We start from the raw sequence: 25,101 nt of genomic DNA, 5'->3' as shown, positions 1-25,101 counted from the left end.
TCCGCAGGTGATGGTCGTATGGACCTGGCGCATCGACGATCTTTGGTGCCGTCTCGTTCGCGCGCAAAACCGCCCGAATGCTGAAGAAATGTTGCGGACTTGTCCATGACGTACGACAAGCCGAGATCGCTCGATCCGCTACCGAGCGGATGTCATCCGGGCGGTCGCTCGGCTCCAGGCCGGAGCCATGGGAGAGGGCCGGCGGAATCCGGGGTATAATTCCCGCGATAAGCAGAGTTGGCTCGTATCTTAGAGCGCATTGCGCCGACGCCGGTCCCATATCGACCGGCGTCGGCGTCTATCCAAATACTGATCGGAGATCGAATCCAGGTGCTCGAACGTTTCATCGAACGTCTGCTCTATGGCAGCCGCTGGTTGCTCGCGCCCCTCTATCTCGGCTTGGCCCTGGTGCTGATGGCGCTCACCGTCAAGTTCTTCCAGGAGATCTATCACCTTCTGGCGCATATCCTCGAGATGTCGGAGCCGGACATGGTGCTCCTCATCCTCGGACTGATCGATCTGTCTCTGGTCGCCAGTCTGGTGGTGATGGTCATGTTCTCCGGCTACGAGAACTTCGTCTCCCAGATCGATATCGACGAGGATGACGACAAGCTGAACTGGCTCGGCAAGCTGGATGCCGGGACCCTGAAGCTGAAGGTGGCGGCCTCGATCGTGGCCATCTCCTCGATCCATCTGCTGCAGGTGTTCGTCAACATCCCCCAGGTTCCGAGCGACCAGCTCATGTGGTACGTCATCATCCACCTGACCTTCGTGGTCTCGGCGCTGCTGCTGGGCGTGCTGGACCGCATCTCATTCGCTGACCATCGCGAGCATCCGACGAAAGAGCATTGAGGAAGCGCGCCCGCGGGTCTCTCCACGGCTCGCGGGCCGGCCGCCGTTCAGCCGCTCGACCCTTGACTGGTGACGATGCGGTCCCGTCCCTCGCCCTTGGCCTGATAGAGGGCCGCGTCGGCGGCGCTCAGCCATTGGCTGGGCGTGGCCTTGGGATCGAGTTCGGCGACGCCGATGGAGAGGGTGATGCGTATGACCTCTTCCACTTCCTCATGCTCGATCTCCATATCGCGAACGACGTCCAGCAGCCGGTCGCCAAGCTGGAACGCCGTTCGCATCGGGGTGTCCTGCAGCACGACCGCGAATTCCTCGCCGCCGTAGCGGGCGACGAAATCCGTCTTGCGCGGAAAGCTCTGCAGGCAGCATTTCGCGATCCGTTTCAGCACCAGATCGCCGACCGGATGCCCATAGTCGTCGTTGATGCGCTTGAAATGGTCGGCATCGATCATCATCAGGCAGGCCGGCTGGCCGGAGAGCCGACACAGCTCGAAGACGCGCTCGAGCTGGATGTCGAACGCCTTGCGGTTGTAGAGCCGGGTGAGCGAGTCGATCTCCATCTCGCGCTGGGCGGCGTCGAGCTCGCCGCGCAGCGACTGGAGCTTGCCCGTCAGTTCCTGCAGCAGCCCCTGATGACGTTGGCTGCGCTCCTGGGCGATCTCCCTGATGAGATCGATCGCCAGTATGGCCTCCTGACTCACCACCTCGAGCGGCCTGTCCTCCTCGATGGCGAGGCGCAGCTGATCGATGGCCGACAGCACCCGGGCCTGCTCGTCCTGATCCTCGGCCAGGACGCGCCCGAGCGTCTGGACGAAATCCCCCATGACCTGACGCGTCCCCACGACCTGACGCTTGACGTAGGCCTGCTCGCCGCGCCTCAGGGTCGCCACGAATTTCTGCAGTCCGGCCCAGTCGCGGCGCGCGGTGGCTTGGGTCTTCCGATCCTCGTCCGCTTGGTCTTCATCGTTCTGCTGAGGTGTGGCCATGAGGATGTGCCGCACCCAGATCTCGACCTGATCGCCGATGGCGCTGGCCTTGATCTCGTCCAGGTCGAAGGCGTATTTGCCCAGGGTCCGCATCACCGCGGCCAGCTGGTCCAGGGCCGTTTGCTCGAGGAGCGGGTCCGAGTGGCCTGGGGTCTTGTTCTCTTTGGAGAGATCGATCGGCGGGTCGCCGTTCTCGGGTTGGCTGGGGCGCTTCCAGAATTTCGCCATCGGTTGTCGTGCCGCGGATAGAGTCGTTTCTTGGCGTCGAAGATTAGCGGGTATTGCGACTGGCGACGAGCCCCATGCCTATGGCGCGGGCAAGGTTCCGATAGGCGGGGAGAGGATAAGAGGGTGACACGTCCCTGTGTCTTGGTCTTGCCCGTGCCGCGAGCGATCGGCGAACTCTATCGCCGATCGCGCCACGAGATCAGCGGGTCGTGTCGATATCCATGGGGATATAGACCGGGCAGAAGCGGAAATAGGCGGTTGCCAGCACGACGAATCCGATCAGACCCAAGGCGTTGGCGTTCGAGACGCCCCAGAGAAGGATCAGGACGCCCGCGATCGCGCGATACATTCTGTCTTTGTCACCCATGTTCTTTTTCATTTCGATGCTCCAGTCAGGTCGTCTGGTATGAATTATGGGCCCGCGGGCCGCGAGCGGCGCCGCAAGCCAACCTGGATCGGTTGCTTCGTTCTCTGTGACCCGGTCACAGGGCAGTAACCATAAAACAAATGGGGTATCAGGAAAAGCATGTCGATGCGCCAACGTCGTCTCTCGGGCCGACTCGGTCCCGATCAGCCGTGATCGGCGGCCCGGTCCGGTCGGAGCGTCTCCCGGCAGAGCGTGGAGAAGACGAACAGTCCCATGAGTCCGGAGATGCCCATTCCGACCAGGAGCGGAGTGGCGGTTCCATCGTGGCCGATGCTGGCGAACGTGCCCATCAGCGCCCCGGCGCCGAATCGCGAGGCGCCGGCGAACGCCGAGGCCGTACCCGCGGATTTCGAGAAGAACGCCATGTAGCCCGCCATGGCATTCCCGAGCACGACCCCGGTTACGCCCAGATAGAGTGCCGTCATCAGGATGATGGACCAAAAGGGAGCCTGGTCGAGCGCGATCAGCGAGAGCGCCACGATCGCGGTCAGTCCCTGGACCCCGAGCGCCCAGCCCAGCAGCCGGTCGGCCCCCAGGCGTGGGGCGAAGCGGGCGTTGAGCGAGGAGACGATCATCGAGAGTCCGACGTTGCCCGCGAAGACGAGCCCGAACCAGGTCGCCGGCAGCTGGTACAGCTCGATATAGACGTAGGGCGAGGTGACGATGAAGGTCATCATGCCGGCGAAGCTGAAGGCCCCGGCCAGCAGGTAACCGATGGCGGCGCGATGCCGCACGATCCTCAGATAGTTGCGCAGGATCAGACCCAGATCGAAGTCGTGCCGATGCTCCCGGTGCAGTGTCTCCTGCAGGAGCGCGAAATAGAGCAGGGTGGCGATGCCGGCGATGGCGAACAGGGTCAGGAAGACGATTCGCCAGGTGACGAAGCCGATGATGAGCGAGCCCAGGCTGGGTGCGATCAATGGTGCCAGGGCCATTACCAGCATCACCAGGCTCATGACGCGGGCGTAATCGTCCTTCTCGTAGAGATCCCGCACCAGGGCGGGGATGGTCACGGCGACCGCGGCGCCGCCAAGCGCCTGCAGCGCGCGGGCCGCGAGCAGCACCTCCATGCGCGTGGCCAGCATGCAGACGAGCGCGGCGACCAGGAAGAGGATCAGTCCTCCGCCGATGGTCGCGCGCCGCCCCAGCACATCCGAGAGCGGTCCGAGGAAGAGATGCGCCCCGGCGAAGACACCGAGATAGACGGTGACGCTGAGTTGGGCCATCTCGATGGACGAGCCCAGATCCTGGGCGATCGACGGCAGACTCGGCAGATAGAGATCGATGGCGAATGGTGTCAGACCGGACAGGAGTCCGAGTACGATCAGAAGGCTGGGGCGTATCTGCATCCTTGGCTGGTTACCTCCCTGGATCCGGATAGAAGAGGCCGCGCAGGCCGCTGCGATCGAAGGGGCTCCAGCTTCCCTCCGGCTGTGCGAGCCGATCGGCGATCGCGTGAAGCGAGGCCGGATTGACCGCCAGGCCGAGATGGCTGGATTCGACCTCGATGTTTTCGGTCAGTGCCCCTGGCTGCGTCTGGCTGCAGGTCCAGGGTACGATGCCGTCGCTGCGGCTGAAGATGGAGGTTGTGGGTACCTGGGGGTCCTCGGCAAGCGAGCCATGCTCATGCGGCAGGCCCATATGATCGCCGGTCAGATCCCGATAAAAGTCCCAGATCTGGGTCGGAGTGGGATGACCGGTGAAGGGCGATCCGAGCGTGATCACCTGTCGTACCCGCTCGGGGGCCTCCTTGGCCAGCTCTCGCGCGTAGAGACCGCCCAGGCTCCAGCCGATCAGACTGACCTTGCGTCCGGAGCGCTTTTCCAGTGCGATGAGCCGGTCCATGCAGGCGTCCAGGATCCCGGTGCGGGGTCCGACGTTCAATCCCAGGCCCCAAGTATGGCTCTCGTAGCCCATCTGTGTCAGGAAGGTGCGCAGCGGCTGGGTCGAGAGGTCGCAGCCGAGCAGTCTCGGCAGCACCAGTACCGGATGTCCGTCGCCGTGAGGTGCCAGCGTCAGCCACGGCTGGCTCGCCATGAGTGCGCCGAATTCCCAGCCGGCCCGGCTTTCGAGCGCCAGGCGCCAGGGGCTGGTCGCCAGGTTCCAGAGATCGTCGATGGCTGTCGAGGCCGGGCGGTCGAATCGAGTCGGATGGGTGTCAGATGTGGATTGCGGTTCTTGAGTATGCATCGTCATTGGGATCGGTCGGTGCAGTGCGCACCTGTCTTGGGTGGGGTGGCCATTGGCGGCCGGGACCGGCATATCATCGACGTCGGGCCGATCGGATCGGCTGAAACCCTTGCGGCCCGGATCATGAGGTGGTGTCGGCGGATGTTCGAAGCAGAGGCGCGATTATGCGCCCTTCACCGCGATTTGTGCAGTCGCAGCATCGGGATGAGAATGCACGGCTTGGATGAGACCCCGTTCGAGGTGCGGTGACCCATGGGCCGAGACACGCTGACCGAATGTCTGGAATGCGGCTTGCTGCAACGCAATCCGGCGCTTCCGCCCGGCGGAACGGCCGTCTGCGTGCGCTGCGGCAACGTGCTGCACCGGGACCGCCCGGACAGCCTCAATCGCACCCTGGCCCTGACGGTCGCCGGCATCCTGCTTTTCGTCATCGCCAACGCCTTTCCCTTCCTCGCCTTCGAGATGGGCGGTCAGACGACCTACACGACGCTCATGACGGGCGTTCTGGACCTATGGGAGGGAGGCAATCTCTTCATCGCCTCGGTGGTCTTCTTCACCAGCATCCTGGCGCCCGGGCTGCAGCTGGTGCTGCTGCTGACGGTACTCGTCCCCTTGAGTTTGGGCCGCATGCCCTTCTGGCTGCCGGAGCTGTTTCGCTGGGTCCGCACCCTGACGCCCTGGGGGATGACGGACGTCTTCATGCTGGGCATCCTGGTCTCGGTGGTGAAGCTCTCCGAGATGGCGACCATCCTTCCCGGGGCGGCGCTCTTCGCCTTCGGCATCCTCATTCTGGTGCTGGCCGGTGCCCAGTCGGCGTTGGATCCGGATCTGGTCTGGTCGCGGGTGCCCTGGATGCGCGAGCCGGTGAGACCGCCGAGGCCGGGCGATGGACACCTGGCGTGCGATGTCTGCAAACTGGTGATCCATCGCGATTCCGCCCTCTGGGACGGGCGCCATCTGCGCTGTCCGCGCTGCGCCGATGTCCTGCACGGGCGCAAGCCTAATAGTATCCAACGCACCTGGGCCCTGCTGCTGGCGGCGGTCGCCTTCTATATCCCGGCCAATCTGCTGCCCATCATGACCGTGACCTCGCTCGGCAAGAGTCAGTCGGATACCATCCTGAGCGGGGTCGTGTTTCTCTTCGAGAACGGAATGTGGCCCCTGGCCGTCATCGTCTTCGTCGCCAGCATCTTCGTCCCGATGCTCAAACTGCTGATTCTGCTGACCTTGTTGCTCTCGGTACAGCTCGGATCCCGGTGGAGTCCGCGCGAGCGGACCCGGCTCTATCGCATTACCGAGGCGATCGGGCGCTGGTCGATGGTCGACGTCTACGTGGTCACCATCCTGGTCGCCCTGGTGCGGCTTGGCAACCTGGCCTCGGTCCAGGCGGAGGCGGGGGCGATCTATTTCTGCGCCGTGGTCGTGCTGACGATGCTCGCGGCGATGTCTTTCGATCCCAGACTCATCTGGGACGGTTTGGAGCGGAAGCATGTCTGAGACCTCGGGAGGTCCGAACGAAGGGAGCGGGGGTGAGACGGGTGTCGTGCCCGAGGCGGCGGTCAAATCGGCCCCGCGCCTGTCTCTGGTCTGGCTGATTCCGCTGATCGCGGTGGTGGTGGGCGGCTGGCTGGCCTTCAAGACCCTGAGCGAGCGTGGACCCACGGTCGTCATCGAGTTCAAGACCGCCTCCGGGCTGTCCTCGGGACAGACCAAGGTCAAGTTCAAGGACGTCGAGGTCGGACAGGTCACGGCGATCGACGTGGGCCCGGATCTCAAGACCGTGCTCGTCACCGCCGAGCTCAAGCACGGTTTCGCCGAGCATCTGAGCGAGAACACCCGCTTCTGGGTCGAACGTCCCAGGGTCAGCGCCAGCGGGGTCTCGGGACTGGACACCCTCCTGTCCGGGGCCTATATCGCAATGGATCCGGGCGATCAGGGGCGTGACCAGCGGCGTTTCGAGGGGCTGGAGGAGCCGCCGCTCTTCACCACGGCCGAGCCGGGCCGGCAGTTCGTGCTGCGCTCGCCGACGCTCGGCTCGCTCAACATCGGCTCGCCCGTCTACTACCGACAGATCCAGGTCGGTCAGGTGGTCGGCTACGCACTGGATGACGACGGCCAGGCCGTCAGCATCGAGGTCTTCGTGTCCGCGCCCCATGATGCCCTGGTGTCCGGCAATACGCGGTTCTGGAACGCCAGCGGGATCGATTTCTCCATGTCGGGCAGCGGCTTCAGCCTGGATACCCAGTCGCTGCTATCGGTGGTCGTCGGCGGGATCGGGTTCGATACCCCGGAGACCATCGATTCGGGCGACGGCGGCCGGACCCTGCCGGAGACCTTTCCGCTCTATCCGACCCGGGAGGCGGCGCATGCCAAGACCTATTCGCGCAAGGAGCGCTATCTGCTCTTCTTCGAGGGCTCGGTGCGCGGGCTCGCCATCGGCGCCCCGGTGCTGCTCAAGGGCATCGACATCGGCAAGGTGCTCGACATCCAGCTGCAGTACAGCATCGAGGATTCCGAGTTCCAGATTCCGGTGCTGATCGAGGTCGAGCCGGATCGGATCGCCATTCGCGGCGATGCCGCCTCGCTGGAGGGAGTCAACCTGATCGAGCGCCTGGTCTCGAGCGGACTGCGCGGCCAGCTCAAGTTCGAGAGTCTCCTGACGGGCGGTCTCTACGTGGATCTGGACATCTATCCGGACGCCGGGCCGGGGGTCGTGGGAACCTACGGCGATTACGATCTGATTCCGACCATCCCGACGCCCCTCGAGGCGCTGACCACCAAGGTCACCCATATTCTCGACAAGATCGACGCCATTCCGCTCGATCGGATCGGACGCGACCTCGGCACCACGGTGGCGGGCGCCAGCGCGCTACTGAACTCGGGCGAGCTCGAACAGACCCTGGGCGCGCTGCGCGCGACCCTGGAACAGGTGCGCGGGACGGTCGAGCAGCTCAACCACAGCATCGCCCCGGAGCTCGCCAGGACGCTGGAGGAGGGGTCGCGGGCGCTCGAGAAGGCCGGCTCCATGCTCTCGACGAGCTCGCCCTTCCAGGCGGATCTGCAGCGCATGTTCCAGGACGTCTCGTCCGCCGCGCGCGCGGTTCGGCTGCTGGCCGATTATCTGGAGCGCCATCCCGAGGCGCTGCTCAAGGGCAAGGGGAGATGAGATCGATGAGCAGGATCCGCACCGGAGCGATCGGACTATCGGTCGCCGCTATGCTGCTCGGCTGCGCGAGCACCCCGCCGTCGAGCTTCTATACCCTGGCGCCCATGGCGCCCGCCGCCGGGGAGGCGGAGCGCTCGTGGCAGGCGTTGAGCGTCGGGCTGGGTCCGGTCACCTTTCCGGTCTTCCTCGATCGCCCCCAGATCGTGGCGCGCGAGACCGGCAATCGGCTTATGATCGACGAGTACCACCGCTGGGGCGGGACGCTGCAAGACGATTTCCTGCGGGTCTGGAGCGAGAACCTGGGCAGGCTGCTCGGGAGCAGCCGCATCCTGGTGCTGCCGAGCGACATCCGCTATCCGCTCGATTACCGGGTCGGCGCGGAGGTTCTGGCATTCGAGGGCACGGAGCGAGGAGAGGCCGTGCTCAAGGTGCGCTGGGTGGTGCTGGAGCCCGCTCGCGATCGGGTACTGCTGGTGCGCGAGGACCGATACGCGCGTCCCTGGAGCGGCGCGGAGACCGATCGGGACGCCCTGATCGAGGCGCTCAGCGGCGTCCTGGCCGATTTCAGCCGCGACGTGGCGCGGGCGCTGAGCGCGCTGCCGCCGCCGGCCGAGGCGCTCGGGGATCCGGCGTCCGCCGATCAGGCGCGATAGCCGATGCGGCACCCGCCCCAGTGACGTCCCCGGACGTAGACCGGAGCCGAGATGTCGTGGACGATCTCGCCCGTGTCCCGGCGATAGGTCTGGATCAGGAACGACAGCTCGTGCGCGCCGCAGCGGCGCCCGACCGTATCCTCGAAGATGCGCTTGGTCCGGTTGGCGAGCAGATCGATGTCCGGATCGCCCGTGAGCGGCTGCGAGAAGCGCCGGTTGTGGGTGGGGACGTAGCCCTTGAGATCGCAGCCGATGACATAGACCAGCTGCGGGTTGCGTTCGAGGATCGGCTCCTGGATCGGCGGGAAGAGCCGGTCGGTCAGGCCGTCGAATCCGGTCGTGTATTTCTGCGGCCTGGTGTTGGGGATGGGCTCGTAGCGCGACTCGAAGAGCCGCTTCTCGTCCAGCTCGCCCTTGTCCAGTGCCGCTTCCAGCGCCCGTCCGAGCTCGCCGGCGGCGCGCTGGACGATCTCGGGCATCCGCTTGTGGAGGCCGATGGCCTCGGTGCCGGCGCTGCCGAGCTTGAAGACCGTGCTGATCTCGTCGATGTTGACCGCCAGGCTCTCCAGCTCCTGCGCCTCCCGCAGGGTCTCGGAGGCACCGGCGGTATTGGTCTCGATCATGGACATGATCTCGTGGACGTGTCCGACCACCTGTTCGCTCTCCCGGCCCTGCTCGGCGATCAGGGTCGCGATCTCGTCGACCCGCTCCATGGTCTCCTGGGCGCCCTGGTTGATGCGTTCGAGCGACGCGGCCGCCTGGCGCGCGAGCTCGGCGCCCGCGTGGGCCTGCTCGCTGTCGCGGCGGATCGCGCCGATCGCCGCCTGGGTCTCCTGCTGGATGTTAGAGATCATGGTGGCGATCTCGCTGGTCGAGGTCGAGGTGCGCTCGGCGAGATTGCGGACCTCGTCCGCGACCACGGCGAATCCGCGGCCCTGCTCGCCTGCGCGCGCCGCCTCGATCGCCGCGTTCAGGGCGAGCAGGCTGGTCTGGTCGGCGATCTCGCGGATGACGTTGACGATTCCGCCGATCGCCTGGGAGCGCTCGCCGAGCGCGGCGACCGTCTGCGCGGAGGACTCGACCGAGCGCGCGATGCGCTCGATCTCGTCCGAGGCGTTGGCGACCGTGCGCGCCCCTTCTTGGGAGAGGTCACGCGCGTCCTGGGCGTTCTCGGCGGTCCGGGTGGCGTGCTCGGCGGCACTGTTCACCCCGGCGGTCATGCGTTCCAGTCGCTCGACCAGACTGACCGAGGTCTCGCGCTGCGCGTTGGATCCGTCGGCGACGGTGCTCGCGTGCCTGGCCAGTACATCGGCGGTCGCCGCGACCCGTTCGGCATCGAAGATCACCTTGCCGATGATGCCCTGGAAGCTCTCGATGAGACGGTTGAAGCCCGTCGCCGCGCCTTGGACCGGACCCTTGGCCAGGTGCGCGCGGCGGGACAGATCCCCGTCGCCAAGCATGCGCAACATGGTGGATTCCAGGTCGGCGAGCGCGCGGCCCAGGGTCTGCCTGAGGAGTATCGCCGTGATGACGGCGATCGCCAGGCCCATCATCGCGTGCGAGGCGGCGGCCAGGATCGAACGATCACCGAACAGAGTCGTCGAGAGCATTCCACTCAAGCCAGAGAGGACGCCGACAAGGGCGCCGATCGACCAAAATCCCATAGCGTTCACCACATTGCACCAGACTCGAATCGAATTTCCATCCGCATGACGTCATTCCGATACAGCCTGGATGCTCATGCCCGCTCAGAATCTCCAGCTTGCCGCCGATCCTCGTGGGTGGATGATCGACGGCATCCTATGCGCCTTATGTCACAATTCGGTCCCGATCTTCCAGGCTCAGGCATCCATCGTCCGTATTGTGCTATATGGCATCACGATATGTGGATGCATCGCGCGTTCGCAACACCACTGCGCGCAACTTTCGTCGTGCGTCAATGAAATACGAGGTCGCCGGATCCTCGTCGCTCGGTTGGTGCCGAGCGCTAGCCTTTCGGTCGTTCTAGCCTTTCGGTCGTTGAAGAGTCTTTGATTGTGCCGCTTGGTTCTGAGAACCAGGACGCATCGTCGCGCATCGGTTCTCCATCATGATGCGTCCGGAATCGGACGCCGAATCGCTCGGGGGCCGAATCCGTACATTGATCTATGCTGGCTGTATCCCGATCCAAATCCCCCGGAGGTTGGACGATGAATCTGGTCTGGATGCAAACGGGTGCCTGCAGCGGCGATTCGATGGCGCTCCTGTGCGCGGAGCAGCCGAGCCTCGAGTCCCTGCTGGATCAGGGCCGTCCACGTCTGCTGTGGCATCCCTCGCTGACGTCGGAACGGCGCTTCGGCGCGGTTTTGGATGCACTGCTTTTGGGCCGAGAGCCGCTCGATATCCTCTGTATCGAGGGCAGTCTCATGACGGGGCCCAGTGGCTCGGGTCTCTTCGATACCTGGAGGTCGCGTCCCAAGATCGACATCGTGCGCCAGCTCGCCTCGATCGCCGGGCATGTGATCGCCATGGGTACCTGTGCCGCCTTCGGAGGGGTCCATGCCGCGACCCCGAACCCGACCGACTGCACCGGTCTGCAATTCATGCAGACCAGGCCCGGCGGTCTCCTGGGGGAGGCATGGCGCGGAGGCGCCGGGCAGCCGGTGATCAACGTCTCCGGATGTCCGGCCCATCCGGACGTCATGACCAAGGTGCTGGCCATGGTCGCGGCCGGCGTACCGATCGATCTGGACGGCTTCAATCGTCCGGCCGCCTTTTTCTCCACCCTCATCCATCAGGGCTGTACCCGCAACGAATACCACGAATACGATGCCGAGGACGAGGTGCTCGGCGGGCGCGGCTGTCTCTTCTTCGCCCTCGGGTGCCAGGGACCCATGACCCCGGGGATCTGCAACGCCGCCTTGTGGAACGGGCGCAGCAGCAAGACGCGGGCCGGCGTACCCTGTCTGGGCTGTACCTCGCCCATGTTCCCGCCGGACCGGGATCTCTTCGTCACGCCCAAGATCGGCGCCGTGCCCAAGCGGCTTCCGCTCGGGGTCTCGCGCGCCAAGTACATGGCCTACAAGAACCTGGCCAAGGCGGCGGCACCCGAGCGCATCCTCAACCGCGACATGGAGCCCTGAGTCATGGCGCGCCGCACCGTCGAGATCGATCTGAATCGGGTCGAGGGCGATCTGGAGATCCAGGTCGATCTGGAGGACGATGTCATCGTCGACGCCCGCTGCATCGGCACGCTCTATCGGGGCTTCGAGCAGATCCTCATCGGCCGCGCCCCGCGCGACGCGCTGGTGATCACGCCTCGCGTCTGCGGGATCTGCGGCACGGCCCATCTCTATGCGACGGTGCGCGCGCTGGAGCGGATCGGCGGCATCCGTCCACCCCGGCACGCCACCCACATCCGCGATCTCTGTCTGATGGCCGAGAATCTGCAGAGCGATCTGCGTCAGACCTTCCTCTTCTTCACCCCGGATTTCTGCCATCCGAGCTATGCCGGTCATCCGCTCGCCGATGATGCCGCGAGATCCTTCGCACCCTTCCAGGGGGACGTGGCACGGGGATGTCTGGAGACCAGCCGCAAGGTCCTGCGCATCGTCGCCATCTTCGGCGGCCAATGGCCGCACTCCAGCTACATGGTGCCGGGGGGCGTGACGCTGCCCGCCAACGCCGGTCGCTTGCTCGATGCGCGTTATCTGGTGGCGGAGACGCGCGCCTGGCTCGAACGCAGCGTGCTTGGCGATAACCTGGATACCTGGCTCGCGCTGGACAGCGGCCCCGCCTTCTTCGAGTGGCTGGAATCCTCCGCCGCGCATCGCGATGCCGGACTGGGACTGCTGTGCCGCTTCTCGCGCTCGATCGGGCTCCAGTCCCTGGGGCGGGGCACGCCGCACCTGATCAGCTTCGGCATGAGACCGGATCCGGTCGATGGGGGCGGGTTCCCGGCGGGCTTCTACGATGGCGACGCGGACCGGGTCGAGCCGCTCGACCAGATGAGGATCAACGAGCATGTCAGCCACAGCTGGTTCATGCCCTATCCCGGCGGACGTCATCCCTGGTCGGGCGAGACCATCCCGGATCATATGTCCGGCCAGGGCCGCTACACCTGGGCCAAGGCGCCGCGCTACGGCGACAAGGTGGCCCAAACCGGTCCCCTGGCCGAGCTGCGGATCGGTGCCGAGCCCCTGATCACGGATCTGCTCGCGGCCGAGGGCGACAATACCTGGCTGCGCCAGTTCGCGCGGCTGCGCCGGGCGGCCTGGACGGTGCGGGCCATGGCCGAGGAGCTGGACGCGCTGCAGCGCTGCATGGACGAGCCGCACTTCGTCGACCCCGGCATCCAGGACTGGCCGGACGGGGAGGGCTGCGGTCTGGTCGAGGCGGCGCGTGGTGCGCTCGGGCACTGGCTGCGCATCGGCAATGGCGTGATCCAGGGTTATCAGATCGTCACCCCGACCGCCTGGAACGCCTCGCCTCGCGACAGCGCGGGCCAGCCGGGCCATTGGGAGCGCAGTCTGATCGGGCTGCGTCTGGAGGATCCCGAGGACCCGGTCCAGATCGGGCACGTCATCCGCTCGCACGACCCTTGTCTGGTCTGCACGGTGCATTTCATCGGTCGCTCCAGGAAAACCTATCCTTGTGTCTGAGCGGCTGCGCATTCTCTGCTTCGGCAATCCATTGCATGGCGACGACGCCTTCGGGCCGGCCGTGGCCATGGCGCTGCGTCGCTCGGCGGTGCCGCGGGACGTCGGGATCCATGAATGCGGCAGCCCGGATCTGCATGTCCTCGATCTGTTCGAGGATTGCGAGGAACTGCTGCTGGTCGACGCGATGGAGGGCGAGCGTCCGGGCCGGGTGCGCCTGATCCCTTCTGATGCGATTCCGTTCGAGTCCGATATCGCCGGCGCGCATGGCGCCGGGATCGGGCATCTGCTGGCCAATGCGCGGACGAGCCTGGCGAGACTGCCGCACATCGCTTGTCTGGTGGCCGAGGTGGATCGCATCGAGACCTTCCGGCCGGGTCTGTCACTGGAGCTCGCCGCCGCGGTCGGAGAGGCGACCGGCCTCATCCGCGAGCGCTGGCTGCAGCCAGCGACCAGCGACCTCGATGTCGAACTGGCCGACGAGCTTCAGGTCCTGCGCCAGGCCAACGAGGCCCTGGAAAGCGAGCTGCTCAAGAGCGCCGATGCCCTGGATCTGATGATCGGCGAATACGAGCATCAGCAGGACGAGCTCGGGAGACGCTCCCAGGAGATGTCCCAGCTCAACGGGACCATGGAACGGGCCATCGATACCATGGACGAGATCTTCGTCCTAATGGACGACAAGGGACGCATTACCAAGGTCAATCGGCTGTTGCAAAAGGAACTGGGCTATTCGCCCGCGGAGACGCTCGGAACCTTTCTCGAGGAGCGTCTCGGTCCCGACGGCAGACAGGCATTGAAGGATCTCCTGCCCGAGGGGAGCAGGGGACCGCGACTGCTCGATGTCATTCGTGCCCATGGCGGACATCTGCGTGCCGAGCTCGGATTCCGTCATGCCCGCGCCGAGCGGGGCGAGGCCGGGGTTCGGGAGGTGCCCTATCTGGTCAACGCCAGTCTTCTGCACGGCGTCTCCGGAAAGCTGGAGGGTGCCATCCTGGTCGCGGCCAACATCTCGGCCATCAAGCAGCGCGAACAGGATCTGCGCGACAATCAGATCAGGCTGGCGCAGACCGCCGAGGAGCTGAAATCCCATCGCGACAACCTCGCGGCCCTGGTCGAGGCCCAAACCCACGATCTGAGGATCGCCAAGGAGCAGGCGGAGAGCGCCAATCGGGCCAAGAGCGCCTTTCTCGCCAATATGTCGCACGAGATCCGCACACCGATGAACGCCATCATGGGGTTCGCCTATCTGCTGCGCACGGAGCCATTGACCCCGAATCAGCAAGACAAGATCGGGAAAATCATGAATGCGGCCACGCATCTGCTCCGGGTCATCAACGACATACTCGACTTCTCCAAGATCGAGGCCGGTCAGGTCCGGATCGAGCGGGCGCCCTTGAGCGTGGCCACCCTCGTCGAAGAGACCTGCAGCATGATGGCCGAGCGGGTTCGGGACGGCGAGGTGGCGCTGCTCCATGAGGTGGATCCCGATCTCTACGACCTTGAGTTCCTCGGCGATGCCCTGCGGATCAGTCAGGTCCTGATCAATTTTATCGGCAATGCGGTCCGCTTCACCGAGCGGGGTCGCATCCTCCTGCGCGTCAGGCTCGAGGCGTCCGTCGGCGATCGGTTTCAGCTCCGGTTCGAGGTCGAGGACACCGGGATCGGCATCGCCGAGGAGGCGCTCGAGCGGATCTTCGTGGCCTTCGAGCAGGCCGAGAATTCGACCACGCGCAAGTACGGAGGCACCGGATTGGGCCTGGCGATCTCGAAGCGGCTCGTCGAGCTCATGGGCGGCGATGCGGGCGTCGGCAGCGTCCTGGGGCAGGGGAGCTGCTTCTGGTTCACCCTGACGCTGGAGACCGCGGCCCCGCAGCTGGATCAGCCGTCCGCTCATGCACCGACAGGAATGCGCGCCGGAGCTCGTATCCTGGTCGTCGAAGACAACGAGATCAACCAGGTGGTGGCGTCCGAGCTGCTGCACCACCTGGGGGCGAGCGTTACCCTCGCCGGCCATGGGGGCGAGGCCGTCGAACTGGTCGAGCGCGAGCGCTTCGATCTCGTCCTCATGGACATGCAGATGCCGGTGATGGACGGTCTGGAGGCGACGCGCCGCATCCGCGGGCTCGGGGTCCGAACCCCCATCATCGCCATGACCGCCAATGCCTTCGATGAGGACCGTCATCTCTGCGAGGAGGCAGGAATGGACGATTTCGTCTCCAAGCCCGTCGACCCGGACCGGATGCAGGCCACCCTCTCCAAATGGCTCGCCCCACTGGACTGAAACCCGGCGCGGCCCTAGATTCCCATCTGTGGATCATTAGGACCGCCAGGGCAGGTTCCAACCTTCAGGAGCTACAGATGCGATTCGAGCAGTCTATTCATCGAGAGGTCGGGCAATGAACCCTGAGCGCGAGATAGTCACCGCCAGGCCACTTTCATCCCGGAAGGCGTGCCACACCAACCGGTCAACCTGAGCGCGACCGAGGAGGCGATCGCCATCGTGGCGCGCAACGACCCCAACGAGCAGGAGAGCGTGCAGCTCTATCCGCGGGAATGAATCCCCCGCCGAGGAGCGCGATCGGCTGCGCCGGGTTCAGCGAGAGACCTCGCCAATCCTGGACCGCCAGCGTTCGAGGGTGCCGACCAGGGTGTGCGGGTCGATCGGTTTGGACAGGAAATCGTCCATGCCTGCCTCGAGGCAACGCTCCCGATCCTGCGAGAAGGCGTTCGCCGTCATGGCGATGATGGGTGTTCGAATCCCGAGCGCGCGGATGCGGCGCGTCGCCTCCAGACCGTCCATCACCGGCATCTGCATGTCCATGAGGATGAGGTCGTAGGGGTTTCGCCGCACCAGTTCCAGGGCCTCGGCGCCGTTGCCCGCGCTATCGACCCGGAGTCCCAGGTCGGCGATGAATTCCTGTGCCACCTCGAGGTTGACCGGCTCGTCCTCGACGATCAGGAGACGGCGTGCCGCGTGTTCCGGCGGCGGCTCCGGCCGGGGTCCCGTCACGGCGCGGGCGGCTTCTGCGCTATCCATGGCGGGCGCGCCGCGCCTGAGGCAGATGTCGAACCAGAAGGTGCTGCCGACCCCGGGCGTGCTCTCGAGCCCCGCCTCTCCACCCATGGACCGCGCCAGCCGCTTGGTGATGGCCAGGCCCAGTCCGGTGCCCCCGTAGCGGCGGGTGATCGAGCGATCGGCCTGCTCGAAGGCGGTGAACAGGCGGGACCCTTGCTCCGGCGCGATGCCGATTCCGGTGTCCTCGACCTCGAATCTCAGCACGATGGTCTCGCCCCGATCCTCTTCGATGCGCGCACGCAGCGTGACGGATCCGCGTTCGGTGAACTTGATGGCATTGGACAGATAGTTCAGCAGGGCCTGCTGGATGCGCGCCGGGTCGCCGATGAGGCCGGGCGGCAGATGCGGCAGCTGGACCCGAAGCGCCAGCCCCTTGGCATGGGCCTTCTCGGAGAGGATGGACAGCAGGTTGCGCACGATCGCGCTGATCTTGACCTCGGTCTCCTCCAGGATCACCTGGCCGGATTCGATCTTGGAGAGGTCGAGGATCGCGTTGATGATGTCGAGCAGGTGCTGTCCGGCGACCTGGATCTTCTCGAGCCGATCCTCCTGTTGCGGCGTCACGCCGTCGCGGCGGATCAGATGGACCATGCCGAGCACGGCGTTGAGCGGGGTGCGGATCTCGTGGCTCATGTTGGCCAGGAAATCGCTCTTGGCACGGTTGGCCCGCTCCGCCGCCTCGTTGGCGACCTCCAGCTCGGCCGTCCGTTCGGCCACCAACTCTTCCAGATGATTGCGATGCTGCTCGAGCTCGGCGGTGATCCGCTTGCGCTCGGTGACGTCGCGGCCGACCGACTGGAATTCGACGCAGCGCCCCCCGGCGTCGAGCAGGGGGACGTCCACCCACTGGATCCAGTAGATGCTGCCGTCGTGCGAGATGACAGGGTGTTCGTAGCGGATCGTGCGCGGTCTTGCGGCCAGTTCCCGGCAGCGAGCGACCACGGGTGGGCGGTCGGCCTCGGGCACGAGATCGAACCAGCAGCGTCCGATCAGATCCTCCCCCGGGTCGGCGAACAGGGTGCGATAGGCGCTGTTGACGAAGGTCAGGGTACCGTCCGCAAGCCAGCGGCAGACGGCATCGTCCTGGCTCTCGACGATCGCCCGGTAGCGCTCTTCGCTCTCGCGCAACGCCTGTACGGCCAACTGGCGATCGGTGATGTCGAGGATGAGTCCCTCCAGTGCGATCAGGTTCCCATGCTCGTCGAAGACGCCTCGTCCCTGTTCCCACACCCAGCGTTCCGATCCGTCGGCGTGAAGGATGCGATATTCGGTGGTGAAGGGCCGCTTGGCCTGGATCGGCAGCTGGATCCGCTTCCACACCAAGTCGCGATCCTCGGGATGGACGATGTCGCTATAGCGGGTGGCTCCGTCGAGGAACGCCTTGGCCGGGCGTCCGGTGAGCATGAGCGTCTGCTCGCTCATGAAGATCATCGGCCATCCGGGCGCGTTCAGACAGCGATAGGCGATGCCGGGCAGGTTGGCGACCAGGGTGGAGAGTCGCTGCTCGCTCTCGCGCAGCGCCGCCTCGGTCTCTCGGTGCGTACCCATGTCGCTCGACAGCCTGGCCGCGCTGGCGGCGAGCGCCTCGGCCTGGGTCTGGTGTTCGCTGTGATCGCGTTTGAACAAGCGGCTCGGCCAACCGGAGAAGAGCAGCGAGGCCGTGAGCCCCAAGGCCAGGGTGACGCCGAGCGCGAGCGTCGGATTGCCGAGATGCCAGGGCAGAGTCCGGTCATGATGGACCTCCCGGTCGATGACCGCCCGCAGGCTGTTGTCGTCGTCGCTTGCGATCAGTACCCAGTCCCAGGGTTGGAAGACGCCGATGAAGGCGTTTCGGGGGAGGGGGGGAGCGCCATCGGTCGGCCAGTCGTAGCGGACGAGTCCTCCGTCGTCCGCCCGAGCGAGGATCGTCGCGATCGCATCGCGTCTCCGCGGAGCGAGCTCATCGAGGGAAAGACCCTCCATGTCCGGATAGGCCGGCGACAGCAGGCATCGCCCATCGCGCGTAAAGACCCAGAGAAATCCGCTTTCGGCGAGGCGCAGGCGGCGCAGATACTCGAGCGCCTGGCCCTTTTGAGACCGCTCCCCGTTCGCGACATGGTCGGCCTTGGTGCCCGAGCGTGCGAGCGCGATGAAGCCGAGGGCGGTGTGCGTCGCGGCCTCGAGCCGAGAGGCGGCATGACGGGCCGCCGCCTGCTCGATGCGCTCCAGCGTGACGCGTTCATCCTGCAGTGCCCACCAGGAATAAAAGGCGCTCAGCCCCGAGGCGATGAAGAGTATGGTGAGCAGGGTGCCAACCAGATGGATCTTCGAAACCGTCGTTTCGTCAGCGATGAGCGTCAAGGGGATGTCCGGTTGCCGTGATCTGCCGGGAAGTCCTATGCACTATATATCGAGATTTCGCCGTGTCGATCCAAGCGGATCGCACCCAGGTCGATGCGACTTGCATGGGGCAGGGTGCTCTTCACCAGAGGCTGGAGGGTGGCCAGATGCGCCTTCCTCGGCATCCATGCCGCACACGGTCTATCCTTGGGGCGGGTACGCTCGCGCGTCCCGCTTCGGTTCTCACGAGCGACACCCTAGGAGTATGACGATGGTTTCCGATCTGAACATCCGCGCCATGACCCGCCCCGAGCTGGATACATTGGTGGATTGGGCCGCCGCCGAGGAATGGAATCCCGGCCTCAACGACGCCCAGATCTTTTGGGATACGGATCCGGAAGGCTTCATCGCCGCCGAGCGGGATGGCGAACTGGTCGGCGGCGGCTCCATCGTCGCCTACGGCGGGCGCTTCGGTTTCATGGGATTCTTCATCGTGCGTCCCGATCAACGCGGTCAGGGGCTCGGCCGCCAGCTCTGGCTCGCGCGCCGCGACCGCCTGATCGCCAGGCTGCAGGAGCCGGCGGCGATCGGCATGGACGGCGTCTTCGCCATGCAGGACTTCTATGCCCAGGGCGGTTTCGCGCTGAGCCACCGGGATCTGCGCTTCGAGGGTCTCGGCTTCTCGGTCAAGCGCGACGAGCGTCTGGTCGATCTGTCCGAGGTGCCTTTCGACCTTCTGCTCGACTATGATGCCGCCCATTTCCCCGCTCCGCGCGGCGATTTCCTGCGTGCCTGGATCGCCCAGCCCGGGGCGCTCGCGCTCGGGGCGATGCAGGACGACCGGTTCCTGGGGTATGGCGTCATACGGCCCTGCCGCCAAGGTTTCAAGATCGGCCCACTCTTCGCCGCCGACGTCCAGATCGCCGAGGCGCTCTTCTACGGACTCGTGGATCATGCGCCCGGGGAGCCCATCTTCCTCGACGTCCCGGAGAACAACCCGCAGGCGCTGGCGCTCGTGGCGCGCCATGGGCTCCATGAGGTCTTCGGCTGCGTCCGCATGTACTACGGTCCCTTCCCGGAGCTCCCGGACGCGGAGATCTTCGGGGTCACCACCTTCGAGCTGGGTTAGCCGTGGACCCCTGGCATCCGCGCGATCTCCGCGGATACGGCCGCAATCCACCGCATCCACGGTGGCCCTTCGGCGCGCGGATCGCCCTGCAGTGCGTCGTCAATCTGGAGGAGGGTGCCGAGCGTACGATCCTCAACGGCGACGACGGCTCGGAGGACTATCTGCCCGAGCTGGCCGGCATGCGGCGGCGTCTCGGTCGGCGTCACTACAGTGCCGAGGGGCTCTTCGACTATGGCGCACGGGTCGGCTTCTGGCGTCTGCTGCGCCTCTTCGACGAGCGCCAGATCCCATTCACCGCCTTCGCCTCCGGGCGGGCCCTGGAGCTCGATCCAGAGGCCGGCGCCGCGCTCGGGCAACTGGGGCACGAGGTCGCGGGGCATGGCTACCGCTGGATCGACTATCAGGATGTCGACGAGACGACCGAGCGCGAGCACATCGCCCGTACCTGCCGGATCATCGCCGAGACCAGCGGTCGGCAGCCGGTCGGTTGGTATACGGGGCGGGTCAGTCCCAACACCCGTCGGCTGCTGGTGGAGCAGGGCGGTTTTCTCTACGACTCGGACGCCTACGACGACGAGCGGCCCTATTGGCTGACCGATGGGGATCGATCCCATCTGGTCGTCCCCTACAGCCTCGTCACCAACGATATCCGCTATCTTCTGTCACCTGGATGCGCCACGGCGGAGGACTTCTTCATCCTGCTGCGCGATGCCTTCGACATGCTGCGGTTCGAGGGCCGGGAGCGTCCGGCCATGATGAGCGTCGGGCTGCATTCCAGGATCAGCGGACATCCCTCGCGTGCCCGGGCCGTGGCCCGATTCCTGGACTATGCCTCCGGGTTCGACGCGGTCTGGTTCTGCCGCCGACAAGAGATCGCCGAGCATTGGATCGCACACTTCGGCCAGCCCCACCGGGACTCCTCCGAGACGCCATGACCGATACAGTGATCATCGTCTGTCTGCTGGCCGTCGCGCTCGTCGGCTGTGCATCGCCGTCCCGATCGGGGCTGGAGTCGATCGGCCTGAGCATCGGCGCCCCCATCGAGATCCCTCCCCAGCGTGCCCATGCGATCCTGCAGAACGGGCGCCTGGCCGGATCCAGCAACAAGATCGCGCCCTATTGCGAGCTGGAGGTCCGCCGGGTCTCGGGCGAGGAGCCGCAATGGATCAGGCAGGGCACATTCCGGATCGGCCGTGTCTCCGAGCGGATCCTGATCGATCCGACCACTCGCATCCCCGCGTTCTTCCAGGTCACCAGCTGCTCCGATCCGCTCTTCCAGGAAAGCGTCTGGTGGCTCGAATCGCAGGCGCCGAGCCAGGTGCTCTTCCTGCGCTGCATCGCCCCCTATTACAACTGCAGATTCGGGCCGCCGCTCTCGGTCGAGCAGGTCCGGCAGGTGGTCGGCGACCATCTGATCATCGATACCGCCGAGCCGGCCGGTCGCTCGTCCGGGCGATGAGCGGCTGTCTGATAATCAGGTGACAGAGCTTGGGTCCGCACCGCGGACCCTACCGAGGCGTCGACTGTAGGGTCCGCTGTGCGCCGAATCGCCGGAGGCGGTTCGCTGTCAGCCGAGGGCGCTTTCTTTGAGATACACTTTTGCGCCTGGCACACCGCAATCGAGCCAAATCCCATGTCAGAGACGGGTCAGTCATTCGGATTCACCCCAGCCGCGCGCTTTCTGCTGGTCGCCGCCGCCTTCGTCGTGGTGGTCGCCGGGCTCAAGGCCGCCGCGAATCTGGTCACACCCTTCCTGCTCGCGGTCTTCATCGCGGTGGTGCTTCAGCCGCCCATCCGCTATCTGCGCAGGCGCGGTCTGCCCGGCTGGGCCGCCATGCTGCTGGTCGTCGCCGTGCTCGTGGGTGTCGGAGGCGGCATGGTCGGACTCTTCAGCAGCTCGCTGAACGACTTCAACCAGAGTCTCCCCGACTATCAGGAGCGGCTCAAGGTCATGACCGGAGAGGCGGCGAGCTGGCTCGATGCCGTCGGCCTGCACATCCGCAAGGATGCGTTGAGCTCGATGATCGATCCCTCGCGCATCCTCGGCTTCGCCAGCGATCTCATCAAGGGGCTGGGCGGGGCGCTCGCCAATGCCTTTCTCATCCTGCTGACGATCATCTTCATCCTGCTCGAGGCCAACAGCCTGCCCGAGAAGCTCCGGGCCGCCCTGCGCACGCCCGAGGTGTCCATGGACCGCCTGCGCCAGGTGCTGGAGACCATCAACGGCTACATGTTCATCAAGGCCAACACCAGTCTGGCCACCGGTCTGCTGATCTGGGTCTGGCTGACCATTCTGGGGGTCGACTTCGCGGCCATGTGGGCGACGCTCGCGTTCCTGCTCAACTTCGTGCCCACCATCGGCTCGATCATCGCCGCCATCCCCGCGGTGCTGCTGGCGCTGGTTCAACTCGACCTGGAGTCCGCGCTCCTGGTGGCCATCGGCTACATCAGCGTCAACGTCCTCATCGGCAACTTCGTCGAGCCTCGCGTCATGGGGCGCGGACTCGGACTCTCGACCCTGGTCGTCTTCGTCTCCTTGATCTTCTGGGGCTATGTCCTCGGCTCCGTCGGCATGTTCCTGTCGGTTCCGCTGACCATGGCGCTCAAGATCGCGCTCGACGCCAATCCCCAGACGCGTCCCTTCGCTATCATGCTCGGCCCCGAGGTCGAGGCCAAGCGCGCCTATGACTCGGCGCGGGGCAAGGGCGCCGAAGCCTAACAGGCGGGCCAGACCCGGGGTTCGAGCTGAAGACCGGACGCCCGGTCGAACCCGCCGCAAGATATTGACCCTGATCTCATTTCGGAAAGGATCCAGTTGCAATTGGACCCGTGAATATTAGAATTCAGTTATGAAGTAATGATTGAGATGAGACCATGAACGCCTGCACGACCATACGGACCAGCGTTACTCTTTCCGCCCTTCTTCTGGTGTCTGGGCTGTCGCTCCTCCCGATCGCCGAGTCCTTCGGGATCATGGTGCCCGTTGCCCATGCCGCATTGCTGATGGTTCTGGCGGGAGCCGCCGCGCTCGCATTCGCCTTCCTGATCGCCGTGCTGCCCGGAGGCGGGCAGCGACTGGGACGATGCCTGCATTGAACGATAGGCCGCCAGCGCGCTGACGGCCACCCTCCTCGAATCCTGTGCTCCGCCTCAATCTCCCCGCGCATGCCGCCCTTGCTCCAGCAATCGCGCGGCCTCACCCGGTTCCAATCCCAGCTCCTCCTCGACCATCGCGTTCCAGGCCGCTCTCTTGAAGGTCCGCTCGCTGGGTACCCGGCGGTGGACCAGGTTGTAGTGACAGTCGATGCAGGTCTTGTCCCGCGCCTCCTCGCGGTGGATGGCGGCCGTATTCGCGCGCTCGCCCAGTATGGCCTCCTGGGTGTGACAGCTTCGGCAGGTGGCCGAATCGTTGCGGCGGAACCAGGCGCGCGCCGCGAAGGCCGCCTCCGGCAGATGAACCAGATGGATCGCCGGGTCGCCGTAATCGGGGCCGAGGATCTCCTTGAAGAAATCGCGGATGCCGACCATATGATCCCAGGTCCCCCGGATGAGACCCGGCGACACGTGACAGTCGCCGCACGAGGCGCGAACGCCGGACGGCGAGTCGAAATGGAGCGACTGACGGTAGCTCTGATCCGCGAAGCGCATCGAATGACAGCCGGTGCAGAACTCGGTGTGGCTGGTCGCGGCGTCGAACTCGATGAGGAAGAGCATAAACAGGAGTCCACCGAGACCGCCGATGACCAGAGCGATCAGCGTATGGCGTGTGATCGCGAGAGGGAAGGCCGTCCGGATGCGCATCAAGGCGTCTCCTCGTCATCGAGGCCCAGGATCGGGCTCGGCCGATCGGGATCGGCGAGCCATGCGTGCGCGCTCAGGCCTTCCAGTACCGAGTCGACCAGCTCGGCCGATCTCGGACCGGCCGCGGCGCGGGCCTGGATCAAGAAGTCCGAGTAGAAATTGCGCCCGACCCGATACATGCCCTCCCACCAGGCATGGTTCGGGCTCATCATGGCGGCTCCATGCCGTGCCCTGGCGCCCTCGTCGTGCCACAGTTCCCAGTAGGCGAATTCGATCGGCTCGTCGAATGGGGTGGGCGTCAGCAGACCCTCGGCATAGAGCCGAGCCATGATCCTCTTGGCCGGGATCCCGAACTTGTCGTTGAAGAGCTCCACGACCCCGTCGAACTGGTCCATGAATCCGCGCGTGAACCCCTTGCCGTGGCACTCCAGACAGACCATCGACATCGCCTGCCGGCGCCGTTCGGGCGTCACCACGACCTTGACCTTGGCGACGCGGCCGTCCGCTCGGGCCAGCTCGCTTCCGCGCCTGGGCACCTGGGCCGTCGAGGGAAGCTCCATCTTGGATCCGTCCTCGAGCAGAACCAGATACTGACGCTCCGAAACGGGCGCGTTCAGGCTCCAGACATTGCGCATGCCCACGTCATGACTGGGCGGAAGCTTGCCAGCCCCGCCCATGTGGCAGGTCACGCAGGTGGGGGCGGCCGTGTAGTCGCGGCCCGCGACCCAGGTGTCGGCCGTGAGATTCATGGCGTCCTTACGAGCGGCATAGATCATCCCGTGCTTGGATGCCTCGAAGATCTCCTTGTCCGGAGAGTCCGGGCCCGAATGACAGCGCACGCAGGCATCCGGTTCTCTGGCCTGGGCCTTGGAGAAGCCATGCCGGCCATGGCAGGCGGAGCAGGAACCCTTGGACCCGTCTGGATTGATGCGTCCGATTCCCGAGTTCGGCCAGGTCGCCGTGTCCAGGGAGCCGTCACCTAGAACCTTGACCCGGGAGCCGTGGCACTGATCGCAGGACGCGATACGCATCGCCGGTCCGCCGACGTTGTCGGCCAGGGCCGGCAGACGTGTCTCGATGAGGGCGAACGCCTCGGCATGGACCGATCCCTGCTGTTCCTCGAACTCTTTCGTATGGCAGCGGCCGCAATCCCGGGGGGAGACGATGGTCGCGATGATCTGTCCCTCATGCTCGATGGCATCCGGGTCCGAGCGCTCCGCCCGATGACAGTCCATGCAGTTCACGCCGGCCTCCCGATGGGCGCTGGAACGCCACTGACCGGTGAGTCCGGCCGAGGCCTTGGCATGGCAGCTCACGCAGTCGGCTCCCGCCTCGTGTCCCCAATTGGCGGGATCCAGCTTTACCTTCTCCGCCGCTATCGGGCCGGAGAACAGCATCCCGAGCAGGATCGCAATCACCTCGCGTGAAAGAGATATACGGGTTTTATTATTACCCATGGCAATGGCCTTGATCTTTATTATTGAATCCAATTGTGTCGAGCGACCGAGTCGTCGTTCATTATGAGCCGGTCGATGGATATTGAAGTCGTATCCGTTCGGTTCCCCCCTGCTCTCACGCCGCAGCAGGTGGCGGCAGAACGGGAGCCGGTCGCCCCTGACGACGCTCGCGCATAACCT

At 65.4% G+C, this 25,101-nt stretch carries 20 protein-coding genes; 12 read left to right on the top strand and 8 right to left on the bottom strand.

Annotated features, from left to right (window positions below; translation table 11 throughout):
• The first annotated feature begins 330 nt into the window (after positions 1–330).
• A complete protein-coding gene (locus D779_RS18860; RefSeq protein WP_043757265.1) occupies positions 331–852 on the top strand; it encodes a TIGR00645 family protein in 522 nt (173 codons plus the stop codon).
• A gap of 47 nt (positions 853–899) precedes the next feature.
• Here D779_RS18860 and D779_RS18855 read toward each other — a convergent pair whose 3' ends face one another.
• The 4 genes from D779_RS18855 to D779_RS18840 form a co-directional block, all read right to left on the bottom strand.
• Positions 900–2,063 carry a GGDEF domain-containing protein gene (locus D779_RS18855; protein ID WP_052348277.1) on the bottom strand — a complete coding sequence of 388 codons (1,164 nt, stop codon included), beginning with the start codon at positions 2,061–2,063 and terminating at the stop codon, positions 900–902.
• A gap of 199 nt (positions 2,064–2,262) precedes the next feature.
• Positions 2,263–2,430, bottom strand: coding sequence for a YgaP family membrane protein (locus D779_RS18850; RefSeq protein ID WP_232424245.1), 168 nt, complete (start codon positions 2,428–2,430; stop codon positions 2,263–2,265).
• 203 nt (positions 2,431–2,633) lie between these two features.
• Complete coding sequence (locus D779_RS18845; RefSeq protein WP_043757259.1) at positions 2,634–3,839, bottom strand: Bcr/CflA family multidrug efflux MFS transporter; 1,206 nt, start codon at positions 3,837–3,839, stop codon at positions 2,634–2,636.
• Between the two features lie 10 nt (positions 3,840–3,849).
• Entirely contained in the window at positions 3,850–4,680 is an 831-nt protein-coding gene (locus D779_RS18840; RefSeq protein ID WP_081763605.1) for an alpha/beta fold hydrolase, read from the bottom strand.
• Between the two features lie 252 nt (positions 4,681–4,932).
• On the opposite strand from D779_RS18840, the gene D779_RS18830 reads away from it, so the two are divergent.
• The 3 genes from D779_RS18830 to D779_RS18820 are packed head-to-tail and all read left to right on the top strand — an operon-like array spanning position 4,933 to position 8,499.
• Positions 4,933–6,177 carry a paraquat-inducible protein A gene (locus tag D779_RS18830; protein ID WP_043757253.1) on the top strand — a complete coding sequence of 415 codons (1,245 nt, stop codon included), beginning with the start codon at positions 4,933–4,935 and terminating at the stop codon, positions 6,175–6,177.
• Complete coding sequence (locus D779_RS18825; protein ID WP_043757250.1) at positions 6,170–7,846, top strand: PqiB family protein; 1,677 nt, start codon at positions 6,170–6,172, stop codon at positions 7,844–7,846. The genes D779_RS18830 and D779_RS18825 overlap by 8 nt, the downstream gene beginning before the upstream one ends.
• A 5-nt stretch (positions 7,847–7,851) precedes the next feature.
• On the top strand, positions 7,852–8,499 hold the full coding sequence (locus D779_RS18820) for a PqiC family protein (RefSeq protein ID WP_052348281.1): 648 nt from the start codon (positions 7,852–7,854) through the stop codon (positions 8,497–8,499).
• Here D779_RS18820 and D779_RS18815 read toward each other — a convergent pair.
• Complete coding sequence (locus tag D779_RS18815) at positions 8,487–10,109, bottom strand: methyl-accepting chemotaxis protein (RefSeq protein WP_232424244.1); 1,623 nt, start codon at positions 10,107–10,109, stop codon at positions 8,487–8,489. The genes D779_RS18820 and D779_RS18815 overlap by 13 nt on opposite strands.
• A 579-nt stretch (positions 10,110–10,688) precedes the next feature.
• Here D779_RS18815 and D779_RS18810 point away from each other — a divergent pair.
• From D779_RS18810 to D779_RS18800, 3 genes are read left to right on the top strand one after another with little or no spacing between them, the layout of a single operon-like run.
• On the top strand, positions 10,689–11,621 hold the full coding sequence (locus tag D779_RS18810; RefSeq protein ID WP_043757243.1) for an NADH-quinone oxidoreductase subunit B family protein: 933 nt from the start codon (positions 10,689–10,691) through the stop codon (positions 11,619–11,621).
• A gap of 3 nt (positions 11,622–11,624) precedes the next feature.
• Positions 11,625–13,139 (top strand): nickel-dependent hydrogenase large subunit, encoded by a 1,515-nt coding sequence (locus D779_RS18805; RefSeq protein WP_043757241.1) that lies wholly within the window; start codon positions 11,625–11,627, stop codon positions 13,137–13,139.
• The gene (locus D779_RS18800; RefSeq protein WP_052348276.1) at positions 13,132–15,420 is read left to right on the top strand and encodes a hydrogenase maturation protease; all 2,289 of its coding nucleotides are present in this window, start codon (positions 13,132–13,134) and stop codon (positions 15,418–15,420) included. The genes D779_RS18805 and D779_RS18800 overlap by 8 nt, the downstream gene beginning before the upstream one ends.
• A gap of 312 nt (positions 15,421–15,732) precedes the next feature.
• Here the strand turns inward: D779_RS18800 and D779_RS18795 are convergent, their stop codons facing one another.
• The gene (locus D779_RS18795; RefSeq protein WP_052348275.1) at positions 15,733–18,555 is read right to left on the bottom strand and encodes a response regulator; all 2,823 of its coding nucleotides are present in this window, start codon (positions 18,553–18,555) and stop codon (positions 15,733–15,735) included.
• Between the two features lie 250 nt (positions 18,556–18,805).
• Between D779_RS18795 and D779_RS18790 the strand changes: the two genes are divergently transcribed.
• The 5 genes from D779_RS18790 to D779_RS18770 all read left to right on the top strand — a co-directional run bounded on the left by D779_RS18790 (position 18,806) and on the right by D779_RS18770 (position 22,759).
• Positions 18,806–19,663 carry a GNAT family N-acetyltransferase gene (locus D779_RS18790; protein ID WP_043757308.1) on the top strand — a complete coding sequence of 286 codons (858 nt, stop codon included), beginning with the start codon at positions 18,806–18,808 and terminating at the stop codon, positions 19,661–19,663.
• 2 nt (positions 19,664–19,665) lie between these two features.
• The gene (locus D779_RS18785) at positions 19,666–20,598 is read left to right on the top strand and encodes a polysaccharide deacetylase family protein (RefSeq protein ID WP_043757239.1); all 933 of its coding nucleotides are present in this window, start codon (positions 19,666–19,668) and stop codon (positions 20,596–20,598) included.
• Complete coding sequence (locus D779_RS18780; protein WP_052348274.1) at positions 20,595–21,122, top strand: hypothetical protein; 528 nt, start codon at positions 20,595–20,597, stop codon at positions 21,120–21,122. The genes D779_RS18785 and D779_RS18780 overlap by 4 nt, the downstream gene beginning before the upstream one ends.
• Before the next feature lie 174 nt (positions 21,123–21,296).
• Positions 21,297–22,382 carry an AI-2E family transporter gene (locus D779_RS18775; protein ID WP_043757236.1) on the top strand — a complete coding sequence of 362 codons (1,086 nt, stop codon included), beginning with the start codon at positions 21,297–21,299 and terminating at the stop codon, positions 22,380–22,382.
• 155 nt (positions 22,383–22,537) lie between these two features.
• A complete protein-coding gene (locus tag D779_RS18770) occupies positions 22,538–22,759 on the top strand; it encodes a hypothetical protein (protein ID WP_043757233.1) in 222 nt (73 codons plus the stop codon).
• Between the two features lie 54 nt (positions 22,760–22,813).
• Here D779_RS18770 and D779_RS18765 read toward each other — a convergent pair whose 3' ends face one another.
• Entirely contained in the window at positions 22,814–23,464 is a 651-nt protein-coding gene (locus D779_RS18765; RefSeq protein WP_043757229.1) for a NapC/NirT family cytochrome c, read from the bottom strand.
• Positions 23,464–24,861 (bottom strand): multiheme c-type cytochrome, encoded by a 1,398-nt coding sequence (locus tag D779_RS18760; RefSeq protein ID WP_052348280.1) that lies wholly within the window; start codon positions 24,859–24,861, stop codon positions 23,464–23,466. The genes D779_RS18765 and D779_RS18760 overlap by 1 nt, the downstream gene beginning before the upstream one ends.
• Positions 24,862–25,101: the final 240 nt, after the last annotated feature.

This window comes from Imhoffiella purpurea (assembly GCF_000585215.1).
GTDB classification, from domain to species: Bacteria; Pseudomonadota; Gammaproteobacteria; order Chromatiales; family Chromatiaceae; genus Imhoffiella; species Imhoffiella purpurea.
The sequence above is the reverse complement of the archived record's forward strand: the minus strand, read 5'-3'. Positions and strand labels throughout refer to the sequence as shown.

Bases quoted from the DNA above. Each gene is read 5' to 3' on its own strand.
- D779_RS18855 (WP_052348277.1), bottom strand. From the start codon at position 2,063: ATGGCGAAATTCTGGAAGCGCCCCAGCCAACCCGAGAACGGCGACCCG.
- D779_RS18850 (WP_232424245.1), bottom strand. From the start codon at position 2,430: ATGGGTGACAAAGACAGAATGTATCGCGCGATCGCGGGCGTCCTGATC.
- D779_RS18845 (WP_043757259.1), bottom strand. From the start codon at position 3,839: ATGCAGATACGCCCCAGCCTTCTGATCGTACTCGGACTCCTGTCCGGT.
- D779_RS18840 (WP_081763605.1), bottom strand. From the start codon at position 4,680: ATGCATACTCAAGAACCGCAATCCACATCTGACACCCATCCGACTCGA.
- D779_RS18830 (WP_043757253.1), top strand. From the start codon at position 4,933: ATGGGCCGAGACACGCTGACCGAATGTCTGGAATGCGGCTTGCTGCAA.
- D779_RS18825 (WP_043757250.1), top strand. From the start codon at position 6,170: ATGTCTGAGACCTCGGGAGGTCCGAACGAAGGGAGCGGGGGTGAGACG.
- D779_RS18820 (WP_052348281.1), top strand. From the start codon at position 7,852: ATGAGCAGGATCCGCACCGGAGCGATCGGACTATCGGTCGCCGCTATG.
- D779_RS18815 (WP_232424244.1), bottom strand. From the start codon at position 10,109: ATGCTCTCGACGACTCTGTTCGGTGATCGTTCGATCCTGGCCGCCGCC.
- D779_RS18810 (WP_043757243.1), top strand. From the start codon at position 10,689: ATGAATCTGGTCTGGATGCAAACGGGTGCCTGCAGCGGCGATTCGATG.
- D779_RS18805 (WP_043757241.1), top strand. From the start codon at position 11,625: ATGGCGCGCCGCACCGTCGAGATCGATCTGAATCGGGTCGAGGGCGAT.
- D779_RS18790 (WP_043757308.1), top strand. From the start codon at position 18,806: ATGGTTTCCGATCTGAACATCCGCGCCATGACCCGCCCCGAGCTGGAT.
- D779_RS18780 (WP_052348274.1), top strand. From the start codon at position 20,595: ATGACCGATACAGTGATCATCGTCTGTCTGCTGGCCGTCGCGCTCGTC.
- D779_RS18775 (WP_043757236.1), top strand. From the start codon at position 21,297: ATGTCAGAGACGGGTCAGTCATTCGGATTCACCCCAGCCGCGCGCTTT.
- D779_RS18770 (WP_043757233.1), top strand. From the start codon at position 22,538: ATGAACGCCTGCACGACCATACGGACCAGCGTTACTCTTTCCGCCCTT.
- D779_RS18765 (WP_043757229.1), bottom strand. From the start codon at position 23,464: ATGCGCATCCGGACGGCCTTCCCTCTCGCGATCACACGCCATACGCTG.
- D779_RS18760 (WP_052348280.1), bottom strand. From the start codon at position 24,861: ATGCTGTTCTCCGGCCCGATAGCGGCGGAGAAGGTAAAGCTGGATCCC.